The organism is Spiroplasma endosymbiont of Cantharis nigra, assembly GCF_964019925.1.
GTDB lineage: Bacteria > Bacillota_I > Bacilli_A > Mycoplasmatales > Mycoplasmataceae > Spiroplasma_A.
On the sequence record NZ_OZ026470.1, the window covers coordinates 153,942 to 174,988 of the forward strand.

The following is a 21,047-nucleotide window of genomic DNA, read 5'->3' on the forward strand; positions in this document are numbered from 1 at the left end:
TACATTGGAAAAAATAAGATCAGGATTTATTAGTATTATAGGTAGACCAAATGTTGGTAAATCAACATTATTAAATACTTTATTAGGAAAAAAAGTTTCAATTGTTACTAATAAAGCACAAACAACAAGAAATCGTATTAATGGAATATTAACTCATCAAGATGCTCAATATATTTTTGTAGATACACCAGGAGTTCATAAAGCTCAACATGAATTGGGAAGATATATGAACAAAGTAGCTTTATCTTCAACAAAAGGAGTAGATGTTATTTTATTTTTAGCACCTAGTGATGAATTTATTGGAGAAAATGATAGATTTATTTTAAATGCTTTAAGGGAAAGAGATGTACCAGTATTTTTAATTATTACCAAAAGTGATTTACTTTCAGAAAGTCAACTTCTAAATAAAGTAGAAGAATGAAAACAACAAGATTTTGAATTTGAAAAAATTCTTAGTGTTTCATCAACAATGGGAAGTAACTTAGCAATGCTTTTAGATGAAATTAAAAAAAGCTTACCTGAAACAGGAATTAAATTTTATCCTGATGAAACTTTTACTGATCAACCTGAACGTTTTTTAATTCGTGAGGTTATTCGTGAAGAAATTTTATTGCAAACAGAACAAGAAATTCCACATTCAGTTGCAATTTTAATAGATATTTTAGAAGAGAAAAAAGATATTATTAAAGTAATTGCTTCAATAATATGTGAAAGGCAAAGTCAAAAGGGAATTATTATTGGTAACAAAGGTAGCAAAATAAAATCAATTGGTATTAATTCTCGTGAAAAGCTTGAAACATTATTTAACAAAAAATTCTATTTAGAGTTATTTGTTAAAACAAAAGAAAAATGAAGACAATCAGCATCATTAATCAAACAATTGGGATATGACAAAGATAGTTATTAGGTGATGAAAATGGGAGCAACAAAAATAAATGCAGTAGTTATTGAATCTAGTGATTTTGATGATTATGCCAAAATTGTTAAAGTATTTAGCAAGCAATTTGGTAAATTAAGCTTTATAGCTCCAGGTGTTAATAAATCAACTTCAAAGAATAAATATTCAGTTCAAACTTTTAGTTGAAGTGACTTTGAAATCTTTAAATCAAGAGGCGAAGATAGAATAAGTAAATTAAAAACAGGAGTTTTAAAGAAAGAATATTTTGATATAGCTAAGAATTATAATAACTATGTTTATGGATCAATTATTTTTAAAATTCTTGATCAAATAGAACAAATTAGTAATAAAAATTATAAGATTTTCAAAATGCTAATTTTTGTTTTAGAAAATATAAATAATAATAAAAATCCATTTATAAACTATTTATTTTTTATTACTCATTTAATTCAAGAAACAGTACAACCTTTTAGGTTAAATGGTTGCATTAGATGTAAAAAAACAACTTTTCCAATTGTAAGATTTGAATATAGTGAAAATGGGTTTATTTGTGCAAGATGTCTATGACCTGGTGAAATTGTTCAACCAGAGTCATTTATAAAAGTACTTTCAAATATTCATAAAAAGACAATTCACTTTAATATTGAACAAAAGTATGAGTATATTGATTTAATAGTTATTCACAATATTGTAATTAACTATTATGAAAATAATTTAGGATTTTATTTAGGCCCAATATATCTATTAAAAAATACAGTAGCTTTAAATGTAAATGAAAAAATAGCAGATCATTATAAATAACACTTATAATGTATTGACAAGACTAATTTAATGTAAGAAAATGCATAAGTATCTCGATATGTGCAAACATCAAGTTTGCTTTTTTTATTGTTAGGAGAAAAAATGAAGGTAGAAATAGAAAAACTAATTTCGCATTTAAAAACACAAGGTTTTGTATTTCCAGGATCAGAAATTTATGGTGGTCTTGCTAATTCTTGAGACTATGGACCGTTAGGTTCAGAAGTAAAAAATAAATTAAAAAAACTTTGATGGGATTTTTTTGTAAGAAGAAATGAATATAATATTGGTTTAGATTCATCAATAATATTAAATCCAAAAGTATGAAATGCATCGGGTCATTTAGGTAATTTTAATGACCCATTAATTGATTGTAAAAAGTGTAAATCTCGTTTTAGAGCAGATAAGTTAATTGAAGAAAAATTTAATGATATTAATGTTGGTGGATGAAATAATCAAAAAATTGAAGAATTTATCAAAGAAAAATCAATAAATTGTCCAAAATGTAACGCTAATGATTTTACAAATATTAGACAGTTCACATTAATGTTTAAAACAAATCAAGGTGTTGTTGAAGATGAAGCATCTACAGTATACTTGAGACCAGAAACAGCTCAAGGGATTTTTGTGCAATATAAGAATTCTCAGCGAGCTTTAAGAAAAAAACTGCCTTTTGGTATTGGACAAATTGGTAAATCATTTAGAAATGAAATAACACCAGGGAATTTCATTTTTAGAACAAGAGAATTTGAACAAATGGAATTAGAATTTTTCTTTTCACCCAATGATAAAACTGATTGATTTGAATATTGATTAGGAAAAGTTAAGTTTTTTTTAGAAAAAATAGTACTCATTGATGAAAAAAAATATTCAATAAGAGAACATGAAAAAGATGAGTTAGCTCATTATGCTAAAAGAACAGTGGATATTGAATTTGATTTCCCATTTGGGAGAGGTGAATTATGGGGTATTGCTCATAGAAGTGATTTTGATTTAAAACAACATCAAACCCATTCTGGACAGGATTTAACTTATTTAGATCCAGAAACAAATGAAAAATATTTAGCCAATGTAATTGAACCAAGTGTTGGAGTTGAAAGATTACTCTTAGCAATTTTTTGTCAAAGTTATGTTGAAGAAAAAATTGACAGTGGAGAAAGAATTGTAATGAAACTTCCTTATAAACTTGCTCCATATTCAATAGCAATTATGCCTTTGCAAAAACAGCAAAATAAAAGGGCAAAAGAACTTTATGATAAAATGTTAATTGATTTCGATGCAACATTTGATGAAACAGGAAATATAGGAAAACGCTATAGAAGACAAGATGCAATTGGAACGCCATATTGCATAACTATTGATTTTGACACTGAAACAGATAACAGTGTTACTGTTAGAAATAGAGACACTATGATTCAAGAGAGAATTGAAATTAAAAGTCTCAAAGAGTATTTATTAAAAAAAATACTTTAAGTAAGGAGTGATAAATTTGGCAATTTCACAGAATCAAATTGATTCAGTTTTATTAAAAGCTAATATTGTGGATGTTATTGGCAAATATATTGACCTTCAAAAAAAGGGAAGAAACTATGTATCAATTTGTCCATTTCATGATGATTCAGATCCATCCATGAATGTATCCCCAGATAAAAAAATTTTTAAATGCTTTGTATGTGGAACTGGTGGAAATGTTATTACGTTTGTACAAGAATTTAATAATATAACTTTTTTTAAGGCACTTTCCTTAATTGCAAAAGATTTAAATATTAAAATTGATGGTTTAAAGGAATTTGAAAATAAAGTAAAACATAATTCAAAAGAGAGTACTTTATTTGAAATAAATAAAGCTGCCGCGAACTTCTTCAATGGTTTATTAATTTCTTCACTTTCAATTAAGGCTAGAGATTACTTAAAAGAAAGACAAATTAGTGAGCAAGAAATTGAAAGATTTAAAATAGGTTTTTGTCCAAAAAATGTAAAAGTTTATGATTATTTAATTAAACTTGGTTTTTCACAAGAAAACATTTTTGACTCAGCAATAGTTTATAAAAGTGGAGTAGATTACAATTGTACTTTTGAAAATAGATTAATTTTTCCAATAACTGATGAAGACTCAAATATTATTGGTTTTTCTGGAAGAGTAATTAATTCAAATGATTCTCCAAAATATAAAAATAGTAGTGAAAATTTAATTTTTAAAAAATCTCAATTGGCTTATAATTTTGATAAGGCAAAAAAAGAGGCTAGAATTAAAAATGAAATAATTATTTTGGAAGGCTTCATGGATGTTATAAGTTTAGAAGCCATTGATATAAAAAACTCAGTTGCTATTATGGGAACAACAATGAGTGATTATCATTTAAAATTATTTTCAAGAGTAGCTAAGAAATATAAATTGTTTCTTGATGGAGATAAAGCAGGAGTCAACGCAGCATTAAAAATTTCTCAGTTTTTACTTGAAAAAAATATTGATGTAACAATTGTGGAAAATAATACTGGTAAAGATCCAGATGAACTAGTTAAAGCTGGAGAAAAAAATTTAATTAATCAAATGATTGAAAATAGTTCCCATCCTGCAAACTTTGCTACTAGATTTTTTTCAAAAGATTTAGATATAAAAAACTCTTTAAAGGTTAATGATTTTATTGAAAAAGTTATTACAGTTCTGAAATATGAAAGTAAAGAAAACATTGTTGAATCAGTTGTTGCAAATTTGGCAGATATTACAAGACTTGAAAAAAGTACTATATTTAAAACTTTAAACAAAGCAACTAGTAAAGTAAAATCTAGTATTTCAAAAAATATAGATGTAAATTATCAAGAAAATAATATGGTTGACTTTAACGAGGGACAAGATTATATCAACAGAATGTTAAATACTTTTGTAAATGATGAAAATAGTCAATTTGAAATTCCTGAATATGGTTATGAAACTATTAAGAAGGATAAAATAGTACAATCTAATCTTCAGCAAGTTAAAAAAAATCATTCTAAAAATTTTGCAGAGGCTGCAATTGTTTGAAATATTTTAGATAATGATTCTTTACTTGATAATTTGGATAGAAAAATAAATAATATTGAAAATATTAATGTTAAAAGAACAATAAACTTTATAATTGAACAATATAAAAAAAATGGCTATGTTGGTCATAATTGAGAACAAATAGCAAATGAAATAAAAAAACTAAATAAAAATTATTGTGAATATATTTTTGAAATTAAAAATAGACATTTCACGGCTTTGCAAAAAACTTTATCACCCAAGGGATTAGAAGATTGTTTTGACGCAATAGAACTTTATAAAATTGAAGATGAAATAATGCTTTATAGCGAAAAAATTAATTCAACTCAAGACAATGAATTAAAAATTAATTATGCAGAACATAGAGAAGAATTATTAAAACTTAGAAATAAAATATATGAAAAAAGGAGAAAAATATAATGGCACTAAACTTAAAAAAATTTGAAACAATGGAAGAATTTAAAGACTATCTTTGAATTTATTTAGATAAAAATGACAATGAGATAGCACAAGAGGAAATTCAAGAAGTTATTTTTAAAAAATTTCAAGATATAGAAGAAGAAGAAATTAGTTTACTTTTTGATGAATTAGCAAAAAGAGAAGTAGTATTTACAGATGACCTTATTGAAGAAGAACTAGATGAAGATGAAGAAGAAGAGGATGAAGATGATGCTGATGAACTTGAAGGTGAGTTTAGAAAAAGAGATAAAGAAAGAAAAGATTTAAAAAAAGCAAACGAAAATAATGCTCCTGTTAAATATCGTGTTGGGGGAATTAGTAATGAAACAAAAATTCAAGATATCATTAAATCATACTTTAACCAAATTGGAGCTTCAAAAATTTTAACAAAAGATGAAGAAGTTCAATATGCAAAAATGTTAGAAGATAGTGACCCAATAATTGCTAAAGAAGGTCGAGATAAATTAATTACTTCAAACCTTAAATTAGTTATTTCTGTTGCTAGAAAGCATTTAAATAGAGGACTTGATTTTGCTGACCTAATTGAAGAAGGAAACATTGGGTTAATGAAAGCAGTTGATAAATTTGATTATAAAAAAGGATTTAAGTTTTCAACTTATGCAACTTGATGAATTCGTCAAGCAATAACAAGAGCTATTGCTGACCAAGCAAGAACAATTCGTATTCCAGTTCACATGGTAGAAACAATTAATAAACTTACAAGAATTGAAAGACAATTAACTCAAGAATTAGGAAGAGATCCAACTTCAAAAGAAATTGCAAAAACTTTTGGTAAAGGAATTACTCCACAAAAAGTTATTGAAATTAAAAAATTATCAATTGAACCAGTTAGTTTAGAAAAACCATTTGGAGATGAAGATGATACTCACTTTGGTGACTTTGTTGAAGATAAAGATATTTCTTCACCAGATGAATATGCTGAAAAAGAAGCTTTAAGAGAAGTAATCGATGAAGTATTTTGTGATATTCTTGCACCAAGAGAAGAAAAAGTTGTAAGAATGAGATTTGGAATATTGCCAACTAAATTAAGAACATTAGTTAGATTAGCAGAAGAATGTGATGATGATAGTTTTGAAGATTTAAAACAAGAAATTGCTAATTTAGATATTCACTATGATACATCAATTGAAAGAATTCAAAAATACAAAAGTGCTATTATCCAATTACATCTTTCAAAATTTGATTCACCTAAAACTTTAGAAGAAGTTGGAAAAGAATTAAAAGTTACTAGAGAAAGAATTAGACAAATTGAAGCAAAAACAATTAGAAAATTTAAACCATCTGCATCAAATCCTAAAGCAAGAGTTTTAAGAGATTTCTTTAAAGGATAAGAAATGAGTTTTCTTACACCAAGATTATTTTCATTGGCAAAGTTAATTACAGAAGGAGAAGTTGTAGCTGATATTGGAACAGATCATGCATATCTTCCTATTTATCTTGCCAAAGATGGTAAAGCAAAAAAAATATATGCAACGGATGTTGCAAAAAAACCACTTGCTGTAGCAACAAACAATATTGCTTCATTTGGAGTTACAGATAAAGTTGAAACAATCCTTGCAGATGGAATTGAGTGAACAATTTCTAAGAACATAAAACTTGATTCTTGTATTATTGCAGGGATGGGCTCTACATCAATTTTAGATATATTAGAACAAGATAATGAAAATATTTATTCTTATGTTATTGCACCTAATACTAATTTAGAACCAATTAGAAGTTGAGCCAAAAAATTTAAATATTTTGTAGAAAATGAAATAATTGTTGAAGATAATAAGATTATTTATGAAATAATAAAAATTAATAAATTTGCTGGAACAAAAATTAAAAGTAAAAAAGATATTATATTTGGACCTTTATTAAGGCGTGAAAAAAATAATAAATTATTTTTACAAAAATGATTAGAAGAAGAACAAAAACTTTTAAATTTGTTACAACATGTACCTAAAAAAGATATGAAATATAAAGAGATTGGAAAAAAGAAAAAAATTATAAATAAACTTCTAAGAAGGAGAAATTTAATTAATGAATAAAATAAAAGCAAATGCTTTAATTAACTATTTAAATGATGTATTTCCACAAAAAAATGCATCTGAATGAGATAAGGTAGGATTACAATTAGAAGAGGTATATAACTTGGAAAGTCAAGATGAGATTGAACATATAGTTATTTGCCTTGATGTAACAAAAGAAGTAGTGGAGTTTGCAATTGCAAACAAGTCGAATTTTATTATTAGTAGACATCCATTTTTATTTTTTGACTTGGAAACAGAATTAAAAAATTTAGCAAAAAAGGAAATTTATGAATTATGTATAAAAAATGAAATTCAATTATTTTCTATACATACTAATTACGATAATAGTGATAAGCAAAATATTATTGATTTAATTGAAACACAATTAAATGTAAAAAATGTCGAAAAGGTGGGAGTATTTAATGAAGGTTATAAAATTAAATTATTAAGCTCATTAACTTTAAAAGAAATAATTGAAAAGTTAAAATTTATTTTTGGAAAACAACAAGCACTTTTAACAAGAAATTCAAATTTAGAAAAAGAAATTAATTATATTTTTCTAACACCAGGTTCTGGGGCATCAACTATGATGGACTTACAGTTACAAAATGAGTTTTTTGTAACTGGAGAGGCAAAGTGAAATGAATGACTTTATGCTGATCAAAATAAAATGGACTTATTGACTCTAGGACATTATATGGAAAATCATTTTATTGATGATTTAGAAAATAAATTATTAAAAACATTTAATGATGAAGTTAAAATAAGTGCCTTTGATATTAAAAATACTTTTATCATTTTATAAAATATATTAAAAAAACGAAATTAAGTAATTTCGTTTTTTATTTCCTCAAGATATTTTATAACCTGATTTTGAATAATACTTGATGTAGAAGCTCCTGCAGTAACAGCCACTGTATCAATATTTTCTAAGTCATTAATTTTAATATCTTCTTTACGATTTATTCTTATCGATTTTATTCCTTTATCTGATGCCAACTCTACTAATTTCATTGTGTTATTACTTCTTTCATCTCCAACAACATATAATAGGTCAACTTCCTTTGGATTTAAATCAAGTATTGCTTGCTGTCTTACAAGAGTGGCCTCACAAATATCATTTTTAAAAATGGCATTTTCATATTTTTCTTTTATTTTTTTATAAATTAAATCAGTGTCAATTATTGACAATGTTGTCTGATTTGTTATAAAAATATCTTTATTAGATATATTTAAATTTTCAACTTCTTGAGTGTTTGTTACTAAATGGATTTTTTTATTATCTAAACTTGTTAAAGCTATAGTTTCAGGGTGAGAATGTTTACCAATAAATACAATATCAAAACCAAGATTTAAGTATTTTTTTATTATATTTTCTGTTTCTAAAACTCACTCACATTTAGTATCTACAATAATTAATCCTTGTTCTTCAGCTACCTTTAAAACTTTTAAATCAGTTCCATGAGCTGAAAAAATAACAACACTTCCTTTAGGAATAGTTTTTATAATATCTAAACGAGACTTTTTTCAATCATCAATAGCTATTATGCCAAGTTCCTCTAGTTCATTTACTATTATTTTATTGTGTACTAATAGACCAATCATATATATTTTTTTATCTGGATATGCTTTTACTGTATCTTTTGCCATTTTTATAGAAATTACAACTCCAAGACAAAAACCACGCGGTGTTACTTTTAAGACTTTCATTAAATACCTCACTTTTATTATTTTACTATTTATTTAATAGTAAAGGTAGGAAAGTATAACTTTTGTTTTTTAAAAGCAATTTAAAGTGTAATTTTTCTCTTTTTATAAGTTATACAAAAAGATAAAAGTATATAAAAAAGTTATTAAGTTTATTTGGGTAGATTTTCTCAGCATTATTTTCAACATTAAGTTTTAATTTTTGGTTTGATACTACACTACAAATTAAATTTAGTTTTAAAGAAAATTTTTGTAATTCTAATTTAAAAACAATCTCATGAGTATAAAAAATATCAACTGTTGAAGATATATACTAAGCAATTTCAAAAGTTTAATAAAAACTTCAAGGTTGAGAATGCTTAGTAGGGTAAGAATATTTATTTCTTAAGGATCAAAAAAATTAAAAATATATTATTAAAGTTGAGGTAGATAAGGAATCCACAAGACTAATTAGAAAAGTGAAATTTACATATAAGATATAAAAAAAGAAAAACTATAATCAAGAAAAAGAAAAAAATGTTAAGTAGTTTTCCATTGCATTAAAGAACTTATTTTTTTATTTGTAATAGTATTGGTAAATCAAAAATTAATCTTTTCAAGAAGTATATAATAATGTTTTACAATATCTTCAGTTTTGTAATTATAAAAATCTTTATTTAGATTTTTCATATCAAACTATTTTATAATACAAGAATTTTAAAAATATTTTATAATTTTAATTACTATTTTTGTAATATAGATTGTACTTTTAAAAAAGTATAAAATATAACTTATAATTATAAATTATTGAGGAGAAAACATGAAAAAATTACTAAGTTTATTAGGTGGAGTTAGTTTATTTGCAACTACAAGTGCTAGTGTAGTTGCTTGTGGTAATACAACAACAAAGCCAGAAAAAATAGATTATAACAGACTAATTAAGGACCTTGAAAAAGATGTTAATAACATTTTTGTAGAACATTTAGAGAATAATGTTTATAAAAATTTAATAGGTTTAACTATTAATGAGAAAGAGAACAAGTTTTTAAATAGAACTACTATTAAAATATTTAAAGGTAAACCTGCAAGTGAAATAGGAGAAAAAAACTTAGCTCTTTTAGTTGAAGATATTAGTAACATATTAGAACTTAAAGAATTAGAATCTAAATTAAATGAATTAAAACTTGTTAATAAGTACAATATCCTTTTAAATGATGTAAATACTTTATACAAGGGGATTGTTTTTGATTGAAACACTTTGGATATTAATTCAAATGAAAGCAATGATATATATTTAGCTAATGTTTTATTGAATTATAAAATAGAAGTTCAATACAAAGGAGAAAAAGAAATTGAAGTATTAAGAATTAGTGAATCATTTAAATATACACTAACAAATGAAGAAAAAATAAAAAACTCATCAGATAATTTTTATAAAAATATTACAAAAGATTATTTTTCAACACAAGATTTAGATGCTCAAAAATACTCAAATTTACTTTGAAATGATATCAAAGGTTCAAAAAGTAAATTAGATGGATATGGAGATATTGAAAAAGAAATTGATAATTATTGAAATAATACAGCGAAACAAAATGGATTTACAGATTCTATTACTGAGTTTATTAAAGCTAATTATTTTAATGAACTGCCTACTTTACCTCTTATATTTGAAACAGATAATTTTTATAAGAGTACAGTTCTAAATGAAACTTCTTTATTTAACTCGATTAATAAACCAAAAGCACTTGAAGATTATGAGTCAATTAAGTTTGATTATAAAACTGAAGTAGGTCAATTAATGTTGGAAAGTATTTTTAGAAAAAATCCTGATATTAGTCCGACAGATTATCTATTAAGAAGTAACTATTTTACTGAAAAAAATCTTGATGTTTGAACAAAAGATTATAAATTATTAAAAGAAGAGTTTATTAAAAAATTAAATGGAAACTTAGAAGAGTTTGAAAAAACTGAACAATATAAGAGCTCATTTTCAATGGGTCACGTTAATTTAACTGGACTTTCAATTAATTTTCCTGATGATAAATATATTCATTATTTACCTGATTTTAAAATTGCTATTAATTATATAATTGATAGCAATCAAAGTTCAGATGAAATTTTGAATGATCTGAATGAATTTTCTGTAAATTCAATTAAGGCATTTCATGAGGTTTATGGAGTGGATTATGATTATGATTATTTGCAAAAAAATAATTCAGAGGAAGATATTCTAATGGCTATTAAGAAATCTGATTTTACAAATTCAATTAAATTTGAAAAAGATTCTATAGGTGGAGTATCATTAATTAATAAAGCTTTGTCATTAGATATTAATGAGACACTACCTTATAGAGAAAAACTGTTAAAAAAATCAAATTTACCATTGGATTCAATATATTTATTCGATTTTAGAAATTCTTATTCTTCTTCTGATAGTCCATCAATGATTTGTTGCAGTAAATACTTTAGAAATTATGATAGTGAAAGAGGAGTATTTTTTAACATTTATAACCTTAATAACAATACAATGTGGGAAGCTAAGCAAATGTATTGAAATTTAGGTTACCTAAATCTTCACTTTGATTTAGATAAAATAATGGATGGAATAAAAACTTTAGAGGAAAAAGACTTTATTGTATTTTCATAAAAAGTATTGGTGTCTCTAAATATAAATAAAAATAATACTGCATCAAGTATAAAATAATGTTTTTATAAAGAGATCACCTATAAGAAATTTAATAGTTTGCAAATATTGCAAACTATTTTTATATTTATTTTATATTTAAAGGCAATATTTAATTTTTTTGATTTGATAAGATATAGATAATAAGCAATTAAGTCCCAAAATATAAGATTTATCTAATAGATATATCTTGCAGTTTTTTATTAAGGAAATAGTAATCAAATCCTTTAAATGAGAATCAATATTTTGGTATTTTAATAGCTAAAATGATTATTAGATAAACGTCTTAGTACTTTTTATTCATAGGTTTAATTTTAATTAAACTAGATTTTAAATGATATTTGCAATTAATGCGTAGTGAATCTTATCTCACACTTTGTATCTCTAATTGCTCTTTAAACTTTGTCTATTATGTTAAAAGTATAGTATATCTTAAGACTCTGGTTTAAGACATATTTTAAATATAATTGCATAATTAATCTTAGTTTTTCTTGTTTCATGGTATTTAATAGTGGCTCTCTCATAAAACCTGCATTTACTGATTATAAAGGAGGACAAAGTCGCTTGTTAATATGTAGGGATATAATCGCTTATTACTCATAAAAGAGAAAGTAATTTTTTCTTTTTTCTTAAATTAAAAGAGAGATTTTCCTTTAAAATAATATTATGGAGTAAAAATATGAAAAAAATTAGTGAGTTTTTAATAAAATTAAAGCCATATAAAAGACTATATAAAATGTTTTGAATGATATTAACAATTACAAGTTTGTTAGTTTTTCAAATTTTTATGTTGTCGCTTTCATATGCTGTTCCACATGCCAATGGGGGATTTCATTATTGATTTAAGGGATTACATTCATTGCTTGGTGAGTCAAGACATGAACCTAATTCAAGTCAAGGTTTTATCTTTGCAGCAACAATAATTGGCTATATTCCAATTATTCCAATTATTCCATTTTTATATTTCACATTTACCAATTGGTTAATTCAAGAGAAACTAAGTGATAAGTTTATTGATGTTCCAAAAAGTAAATATTTATATTGATCAACTTTTATTCATTTTTCAGCAATAGCATTAGTTTTTTTAATAGTTCCAGGACTTTTAACTTATCTTGGTGGAGGAGGAATTCTTCCTCATCAAGCCTTTATAGCTGTGCAAAATACTTTTAGTGACAATGTTGGTGAAAGAATTGGTGCAATAAGTGGAATTTTATATTATGGTGTTGGTTGTCTATTTGCCACAATTATAATTTTTTGAGTAATATGAATGATGCTTTCTTGAGTTGGTAAACAATTTCAAAAACTTATTGATATGTTTAATAATTGAAGGTATTCAAGAAAAGAAATGAAACGTGAATTAAAACTTCAAAAATTAGAAGCAAAAGCAAACAAGAAGAAAAAACAAGAATAAGAAGAGTATAATAAAATAAAATTGAAAGGAAGTTAAGTTATGAAAAAGTTGTGTTCAATTTTAGGTTCATTGAGTTTGGCTGTATTTTCATCTGCAAGTGTTGTTGCTTGTAAGGGTGGTCTTGATCTTAGTTTAAATTACACTGATGAAGAAAAAATTATGTCTATTTATAACTTGACAACCAAAGATTTAGTTAAAAATGGTGTTAAAATAAAAACTTTAGTATCTCCTGAAGATATTGATGCTGTTATTAAAGCACTAGAACTGAGTGAAATTGTTAATGAAAATCCTAATGGAAGCTTATTAAAAAGCAGTTTGGGTGTTTTTATTATGTCAAATCAATTATTAAATGAAATATCTTCAAAAGTTCCTGGATATGGATGAATTTCAAATAAATTAACTTGACAATCACAATGGTCAATAAAAGATTTAATGGCAAGAGAGGATTTGTCATTATTTAATAATGTAAGTGGATGAATGTACAAGGGAAAAGAAGAAGATGATTCAAAATGGTCTTTATCTGTGACATTCTTAAATGAAGATAAAACTGGTTGAAATGGTGTTGAACCTGCTAAATATGCAAGAATTAATATAAATAGAAAACTTGTTGCAGATGATTTTGGAACAGTTAATAGTGATTTTTCAAATAAGAATGTAGTATATGGTGGTAATACTGCTAATGCTCAAGATAGTTTTTTAAATCCCAATAATCCTGATTTAGGTGTAATTTATCAAGGTTATGCTAATTCGTCTAAATTAATTGACTTAGAAAAAATTTTAAGTGATGATATTGGAACAATTCCGATTGGCTTTTTTAATTATTCACCTAGTGCAACTGATTTTGTGAATAATAAAATAATTTTATTAGATTTTGTAAATAAAGCTTTACAAGCAAGTAAAAAAGAAATTGAAGAGAGTTTAAATGATTATCTTTTAAATAACCCAATTTACTTGGGAGAGGGTTTAGCTGTTGAAGAAATTAATAATATTATAAAAAATCAAATATATATTATTTTAATGACTAATTCAATTGATAGAGAAAATTTAAGAGATAAAGAAGGAAAACCATTATTTGTTGATGAAGCAGAGCAAGCAGAAGCTTTAATTATAGTTAAATCAATGATAAATAAACTTAAAAAATTATGTGAACAAATGTTATTATCTTATAATACAAAATCTAATTCACAAAATATTGAAAAATTAATTAATATGTTAAACACAATTCAAAATGAAGATGGTAGGTTTAAAACAGTTAATAAAAATGATTTTAAAGAAACTCTAAAATTAGTAATTGAGAACTCAAGAGATGAAAATAATCCTAATTCATATCAAAAGGCTTTTTATAATGGAGAAGTAAATGCAACTTTATTTAAAGTTGAAGATCAAAGTAATGAACAAAAGCCTCTAACATTAATCACTGATTATTTGGATTTTGGTTTCAATGATCAATACAAATTTAAAGTTCAATATTGAGGTAATTCAACACCAATTAGCGGGGGAGAAGATCAATGATATTCTCCTGATGAGCAAAGAAATAAGGATGAATATATTGCAGATAAAGGTTTTAGAAATATATTCTTAACTCATAGATTTGACAATTCAGAAACTTCAAAAGATAGTGCTCAATTACTAAAAAAATATGATGAAAATGTAGGGATAACTTATGATATTTTTGACTTTGATGAATCTATTGCAAATCCAACTGATGAACAAATAGAAGTAAAAATGCTAGAAAAATTAAAAGAAGCTATTAAATTAGATCCAGAAGCTTCAATTGAAAATGTAACAGCAGATTCATGAAGAATTTATCATTTAATGGCGTTAATAAATAGTAAGGCAAATGAAAAAATAAAGTCTTTATTTTCATATGATAAGAATAATAAAATAGGAATTCATGAGGGTAATATCTCACTTGATTATTGAAATAAAGCACCAGGTGATTATGCTAAAGCTGATGATGATATTGCTTTTGCAGAACTGATTAAAGAAAATCAAGTTCCTCTTATTGTTACTGATCAAAAGTATAATAGTAGCAATACTAATAGAGAAGATATTTATAATTCAGGAGTAGAGTCTATTTGAACAAATAAATTAGAATTAAACATTTATGCAGGACAAACAAATATTTATGGAAAAAGATATGATCAAGATATAAGTGATATAAATAATTGATGAACTCAAAAAGATAGAATATATTGAAGTTTTAATTCACTAGTTTCAATGCCAGATCAATATAAAAGTAAATTAATAGAATACTGACAAAAACATGTTTCAAATAATCCAAAAAATCCAGATTATAAACCTTCTTTATAGTGAAAAATAGCAGTAAAAATAAGAAATTAACTATTTAATTAGTTATTAGTTAATTTAAAAAATAATGTAATAATACTAGTAATTAATTGCATTATTGTTTATAATATATAACTTTAAATAAGAAGTAATATTATGTTATAATAAATATATAGAATTTTAAAATAAGTGGGGGTTAAAAAATGTATATTATAAATTATATTGACGGAAATTATTGTGTAATTAATACTCTCTCTAATTTATTAGTTGCTAAATTCATTAAATTAGAAGATGCAACAAATTTCATTCAAGCAGCAAATACTATCAATTTTGGTTTTCCAAATAATATGAATAAATTCTCTAACACGGCACCTCAAAATGTACCTGTTGCTAGAAATAATACTCGTATAAAAAGAACTTATGATTGTTGCTCTCATGGAAAATGCCAACAAAATCATAATAAACCTGATGAAACAATGATAGTTGTTAAAAATATGAGTGAACAAAATAAAATATTGCAAAAAAAATTAAGAGATCTTAATAGTAAAATTAATTCAGTTATTGAAGAGAAAACAGCAATTTTAAACGAAAATGAAATTTTAAAATCAATTATTGTAAACTCTGATGATGACGATGATGATGAAATAATTGAAAAAGTAGAAGTAAAACAAGAATTTATTCCTCAACCTCCAATTATTGAAGAAGAATCTGAAGAGGATGAAGATGAAGAATCTGATGAAGATGAAGAAGACGAAGATGAAGAATCTGAAGATGAAGAAGATGAAGAAAATGAATTAGAAGATGATGAAATAATTGAAAATAACACAGATAAAGATACTAAGGAAGTTGAACTAGAAACAGCAGAAAAAGTTTATTTAAATAGGGAAAACGTGGACACACCCAAATCTAAAAAAGAATTAAAGAAACTTAAAAAAGAGCAAAAAAAGGCTTTAAAAAAAGCAGACTAAAATTTACAAGATATTAATAAAACGAAAAAAAAGCACTTTAGGGAAGTGCTTTTTTTATATATTATTATTAATCATGCTTTCGCATATTATTGATTTGCTAATAATTAAAAAGATATGAATGAGTAATGAAAGGTCACATAAAAGGCTATGAAAACAAAGTGACCTAATCGAAAGAAAGGATGTTATATTGAATTAAAGAATGAGTTTTTACAAACTATTGACAAATTTGTATTATCAAAATTTAATATTCATAGCCCTGTCCAAAGGACATAATTAAATATATCAAAAAAAACTCTAAAAATCAATTTTTTTTTAAAAAACTTTAAAAAGTAATATGTTTTTAAAATTTAAAAATATAAATAAAAATTGTATATTTTTTAAATATAATGTTTATATCTTAGAATTGAAGTGAAAAAAATGCAAAACTATATATGTGAAAATTGTAAAAAACCAGCATCTTACAAAAAAATTAATCAAGTAAATATATTAGTTTTTATTTGTAAAGATTGTATTATAACTGCATCAGGTGCTAAAATAGCAAATAGTAACTCTAAATGTAATGAGTGCGATAAGGATTCAAATTATATTGTAATCAATCAACTAAATAGATTAAAACAAATTTGCGAAGAATGTTTATTAAAACAATATCAAAAAATTTAATATTAACTATTTTTATAGTCAAAAAACTTGAGACTTTAAAATTAGTTAATATATTTTTTATAAAAACATTAGTATAAAGGCAATTAAACAGAAGTAATAAAAGCTCTGTTTTCCTTTAAATAACTTGCTCAAAATTGTATAATATTTCTTTTAGAAAATTGTATAATATTTATATTATTAAAGGATAAATATGAACTCAATATATACAAGAATTGATAACTTAGGCAGAGAAAATAGAAATACAGTATTTAGAATAATATCTAGAAAAATTTTAGAAGATTTTTCAAATGGGGTTTTTAGAAGTCAAGAAGATCTAGCATATATTTCTAATTGTTCTAAAGCAACTATAACTGCATTTTCCAAAGCAGCTTTAGTTAGTGGATATAGAGAGTTACAAATAAGGCTAAAAATTGAATATGAGAATAATTTTACTTTAAATAAATCGAATGAAAAATTAATTGATAATAAGGCTAAAAATGATTTTTTTCTAAATAATCAATATTTAGAAAAGTGAACAGTTGAAAGCTATGAACAAATAAGTAATTTTTTCTTAACAAACCTGGAGCATAAAATTCAGGTTTTTTCTGGTTATCAAACACTTTACTCAACTAATTTTCTTGAAGATGTTTTACAAAAAAATAATATTGATGTATGAACATTAAAGTTGGATAAAGATATTATTAGCATTAAAAATATAAACTATGAAAAAGTAAAATCAATTTTTATTTTATCTGGAAGAGATACTAACTCATTAAAAGGTTTTTTTGAGTATGTCTATAATAAAAACTCAAATATAATTGTGATTGCTTCTTTAAATTGAGAAAAGTATTTACAGTCAAAAAAGGCTAAAGCAATTTTTTTTGATAATGAACATTTTAATAGAAACTATATTGATAGAAATTTTCAATTAATATATCTTTGAAAATATTTAGATTATCAAATGAGCCTAATAAACTAGTTTGCTCTTTACAAACTAATTCATTTAACTTTCATATACACATATAATTTGCAAAAATATGTATGGAGGTTTTTATGGATTATAAAAAAGAAGATATTAAAGAAATAACCTTTTTAATAGGTGGTGTTGAAAACATAGAAAAAGTATATCATTGTATGACTAGACTTCGTTTTGTCTTAAAAGATGATAAGCTTTTTGATACCCAAGCTATTAAAAAACTAAAATTTGTACAGGGAGTAATACTTTCTTCAGGAGAGTTTCAAATTATTATTGGAACAAGTGTTAATAAACTTTATAAATTATTTTGTGAGCAAAATGCAATAACAACTGATTTATCAAAAAAAGATACTTCTAAGTTAGAAGTTAAGAAACCTAAAAAATCATTTTTAACATTTATATCACAAGTATTTGCCCCTTTATTAATTGTATTGGTTGCAATTGGATTTTGAGAAATGTTACGTATGCCCATATTTTTGGCATCTAATACAAGTGATGAGAAATGACTGCAAGATTTAAATGAATTTACAGAAACTATTTCGAGAGGTTTTACATATTTCATAGTTATAGGGGTAGCGTGATCAACATTTAAAGTGATGGGTGGTAATGAAATCTATGGTATTGTTATTGCTGTTATCTTATGTAACCCTAAACTTACTGCTTTAAGTGATCTTAAAGTTGAAAACGGTCAAACTATATTAGGTCAAATGCCTGGATGAAGCATTTTTGGAGATGTTGTTTATCCATGAAAAATTTCTTTTGAAGGTTTAGTTATTCCCATGGTACTTGTTGCTTTTATGGGTGTAAGTATACAAAAACTATTAGCAAAAGCTAATTTTGGAAATTTTAGAATGTTGATTGAACCCTTAATAGTAATAATTACTACAGCTTTAATTTCTATTTTAATTATTGCTCCAATTGGTTTATTATTTACAAGTTATTTATCAATTGCATTTAAATACTTAATGACAAATAATATTACAAAATATATATTTACTCCAATTATTGGGGCTCTATATTCTCCAATGGTTATATTTGGAATTCATAGAACTATTACACCAATAATTATGCAAGATATTGCGCAATTTAAAGGTAGTTTAATACTAGGTTTATTAATTCTTTCAAATGTCTCTACAGCAGTAGCCACTTTTGCCTTTGGGTTAAGATATAAAAATAATAGTAAAGTAAAACAAATAGCTTGAACAAATGCTACTTCTGGATTTATTGCAGGAGTAACTGAACCTTGCATATACTCAATAGGGCTAAAATATATTTTCCCCATGTTAGGTGCAGTAATCGGGACATATTTTGGATGTTTATTATATACTGCTTCGGGAGTATGAACATCAACAGCTCCCTTTGGTTTCTTAGGAGTAATAGGATTTATTTCAGGACCTCCCCAAGAGATTGAGTTAAGTACATGAGTTGGGGGCAGTGGTTTATGAGGAGCTCTTAGTATGCTAACAACAATTCTTGTTAGTTTCTTTAGTACTTTATTACTTTCAAAAATAAAATTCTTTAATAAAAGAACTTTAAAAATATTCAAAGAAGAATATGACTTTGACTTTTATAAAGTTAATAGTGAAATTATAAAACTAAGACAAGATTATAAAACTGAATTAAAGACTTATTTAAAAGAAAATGAAAATAAAAAAGAAAATCATATAAAAATTAAAGAGTTGAAATTAGATTATAAAAAAAATATTAACTTATTAAAAGGAGCAGAAAATGAAAAAAATTAGTAAAGATTTAATGTTGGGGTGTTCTATATCAGCAAATCAAGCAGAGGGTGCTTTTGATGTTAATGGAAAAGGACTTTCGATTGCCGAACTAAGAAGGTATAACCCTAATTTAGATAGAAAAGATATAAATACTGAAAGAAAAATGACAAAGGCAAAATTAAAAGAGGCTTTAAATGATAATGGAACTTATATATATCCAAAAAAAATTGGTGTTAATTTCTATGAGAGATATAAAGAAGATATAAAATTAATAGCAGATATGAAAAATGATTGTTTTAGAACTTCAATTGCTTGAACAAGAATTTTTCCCAACGGAGATGAGAAAGAACCAAATCAAAAGGGATTAGAGTTTTATGACGATTTAATAGATGAGTTAATAAAAAATAAAATAGAACCTATTATTACAATTTCTCATTATGAAATGCCCTATAATTTAGTTGATAAATATGGCGGGTGAAAAAATCCAATTTTAATTGATTTTTATACTAATTTCTCAAAAACAATTATGCAAAGATATAAGGATAAAGTTAAATATTGAATTCCCTTTAATGAAGTGAATGCAGCAAATTATAGTGTTTGAGCGGGAGCTGGTTTGCTAGATGATGAAGATTCAAATATTTTAGGTTTATCAATGATTGCATTACACAATATTTTTATTGCTAATGCAAAAACAATAAAAATTGGTAAAAAGATTAACAAGAATTTCTTATTTGGTTCTATGGTAGCAACTCTATTAAGTTATGCTGAAAATTGTGATCCACAATTAGTATTAAAAACTGAAAAAGATCAACAACTAAAAATATATTCTTTTTTTGATGTTATGCATAGAGGAGAGTATTCAAAATTCTCATTAAACTTGTTGAAAAAATTATCAATTGATTTAAAAATTACACAAGAAGATAAAAAATTACTTAAAGAAAATACATGTGACTTTTTAGGATTTAGTTATTATATGAGTGGAGTAGTAAATCAAATTGAAGGAGAAGTAACTGAGGGAAACCTTGCAAAAATTGGAAAAAATAAATTTTTAAAAGCAAATGAATGAGGGTGACAAATTGATCCAATTGGTCTAAGAATTTTAATGAATAGATTATATGACAGATATCAACAACCATTATTTATATTAGAAAATGGAATTGGCTTTGATGAAAAACCTGAGAATGGCAAAATTAATGATGATTATAGAATTGAATATATTAAAAATCATTTAGAGCAAATTCAAAATGCAATAGATGATGGTGTTGAATGTATTGGATATACTGCTTGAAGTTTAATGGATATTATTTCACATGGGACAAGCGAAATGACAAAACGCTATGGATTAGTTTATGTTGATCAAGATAGTTTTGGAAAGGGTACACAGAATCGAATTCCAAAAAAATCTTATGAATGATATAAAAAAGTTTGTTTATCTAGAGAAATTTAATTACAAAAAATGTT

16 protein-coding genes are annotated in these 21,047 nt (G+C 24.8%); 15 read left to right on the top strand and 1 reads right to left on the bottom strand.

Annotated features, from left to right (window positions below; translation table 4 throughout):
- The first annotated feature begins 4 nt into the window (after positions 1-4).
- The 7 genes from era to AACL04_RS00755 all read left to right on the top strand — a co-directional run bounded on the left by era (position 5) and on the right by AACL04_RS00755 (position 8,015).
- On the top strand, positions 5-907 hold the full coding sequence (era, locus tag AACL04_RS00725; protein WP_339030489.1) for a GTPase Era: 903 nt from the start codon (positions 5-7) through the stop codon (positions 905-907).
- A 9-nt stretch (positions 908-916) separates the two neighbouring features.
- On the top strand, positions 917-1,699 hold the full coding sequence (gene recO, locus AACL04_RS00730) for a DNA repair protein RecO (RefSeq protein WP_339030491.1): 783 nt from the start codon (positions 917-919) through the stop codon (positions 1,697-1,699).
- Between the two features lie 102 nt (positions 1,700-1,801).
- Positions 1,802-3,169 carry a glycine--tRNA ligase gene (locus AACL04_RS00735; protein WP_339030493.1) on the top strand — a complete coding sequence of 456 codons (1,368 nt, stop codon included), beginning with the start codon at positions 1,802-1,804 and terminating at the stop codon, positions 3,167-3,169.
- Positions 3,170-3,185: 16 nt separating this feature from the next.
- Positions 3,186-5,138 carry a DNA primase gene (gene dnaG, locus AACL04_RS00740; protein WP_339030495.1) on the top strand — a complete coding sequence of 651 codons (1,953 nt, stop codon included), beginning with the start codon at positions 3,186-3,188 and terminating at the stop codon, positions 5,136-5,138.
- Positions 5,138-6,529, top strand: a complete 1,392-nt coding sequence (locus AACL04_RS00745) for a sigma-70 family RNA polymerase sigma factor (protein ID WP_339030497.1) — start codon at positions 5,138-5,140, stop codon at positions 6,527-6,529. The genes dnaG and AACL04_RS00745 overlap by 1 nt, the downstream gene beginning before the upstream one ends.
- A gap of 3 nt (positions 6,530-6,532) precedes the next feature.
- Positions 6,533-7,228: a class I SAM-dependent methyltransferase gene (locus AACL04_RS00750; RefSeq protein ID WP_339030499.1), complete on the top strand. Its 696-nt coding sequence runs from the start codon at positions 6,533-6,535 to the stop codon at positions 7,226-7,228.
- Positions 7,221-8,015, top strand: a complete 795-nt coding sequence (locus tag AACL04_RS00755) for a Nif3-like dinuclear metal center hexameric protein (protein WP_339030501.1) — start codon at positions 7,221-7,223, stop codon at positions 8,013-8,015. The genes AACL04_RS00750 and AACL04_RS00755 overlap by 8 nt, the downstream gene beginning before the upstream one ends.
- 20 nt (positions 8,016-8,035) lie before the next feature.
- On the opposite strand, the gene ispH is transcribed toward AACL04_RS00755, so the two are convergent.
- On the bottom strand, positions 8,036-8,920 hold the full coding sequence (gene ispH / locus AACL04_RS00760) for a 4-hydroxy-3-methylbut-2-enyl diphosphate reductase (RefSeq protein ID WP_339030503.1): 885 nt from the start codon (positions 8,918-8,920) through the stop codon (positions 8,036-8,038).
- Between the two features lie 796 nt (positions 8,921-9,716).
- Here ispH and AACL04_RS00765 point away from each other — a divergent pair.
- The 8 genes from AACL04_RS00765 (at position 9,717) to AACL04_RS00800 (ending at position 21,033) form a co-directional block, all read left to right on the top strand.
- Complete coding sequence (locus AACL04_RS00765) at positions 9,717-11,546, top strand: lipoprotein (protein WP_339030505.1); 1,830 nt, start codon at positions 9,717-9,719, stop codon at positions 11,544-11,546.
- Positions 11,547-12,261: 715 nt separating this feature from the next.
- Positions 12,262-12,993 carry a hypothetical protein gene (locus tag AACL04_RS00770; protein WP_339030508.1) on the top strand — a complete coding sequence of 244 codons (732 nt, stop codon included), beginning with the start codon at positions 12,262-12,264 and terminating at the stop codon, positions 12,991-12,993.
- A gap of 39 nt (positions 12,994-13,032) precedes the next feature.
- Positions 13,033-15,306, top strand: coding sequence for a hypothetical protein (locus AACL04_RS00775; RefSeq protein ID WP_339030509.1), 2,274 nt, complete (start codon positions 13,033-13,035; stop codon positions 15,304-15,306).
- A 179-nt stretch (positions 15,307-15,485) separates the two neighbouring features.
- Positions 15,486-16,250, top strand: a complete 765-nt coding sequence (locus tag AACL04_RS00780; RefSeq protein WP_339030511.1) for a hypothetical protein — start codon at positions 15,486-15,488, stop codon at positions 16,248-16,250.
- Between the two features lie 417 nt (positions 16,251-16,667).
- The gene (locus tag AACL04_RS00785) at positions 16,668-16,910 is read left to right on the top strand and encodes a hypothetical protein (protein WP_339030512.1); all 243 of its coding nucleotides are present in this window, start codon (positions 16,668-16,670) and stop codon (positions 16,908-16,910) included.
- Between the two features lie 190 nt (positions 16,911-17,100).
- Complete coding sequence (locus AACL04_RS00790; protein ID WP_339030515.1) at positions 17,101-17,868, top strand: hypothetical protein; 768 nt, start codon at positions 17,101-17,103, stop codon at positions 17,866-17,868.
- Between the two features lie 74 nt (positions 17,869-17,942).
- Entirely contained in the window at positions 17,943-19,607 is a 1,665-nt protein-coding gene (locus tag AACL04_RS00795) for a PTS transporter subunit EIIB (RefSeq protein WP_339030517.1), read from the top strand.
- A complete protein-coding gene (locus AACL04_RS00800) occupies positions 19,594-21,033 on the top strand; it encodes a glycoside hydrolase family 1 protein (protein WP_339030519.1) in 1,440 nt (479 codons plus the stop codon). Before AACL04_RS00795 ends, AACL04_RS00800 begins: the two co-directional genes overlap by 14 nt.
- The last annotated feature ends 14 nt before the right edge of the window (positions 21,034-21,047 follow it).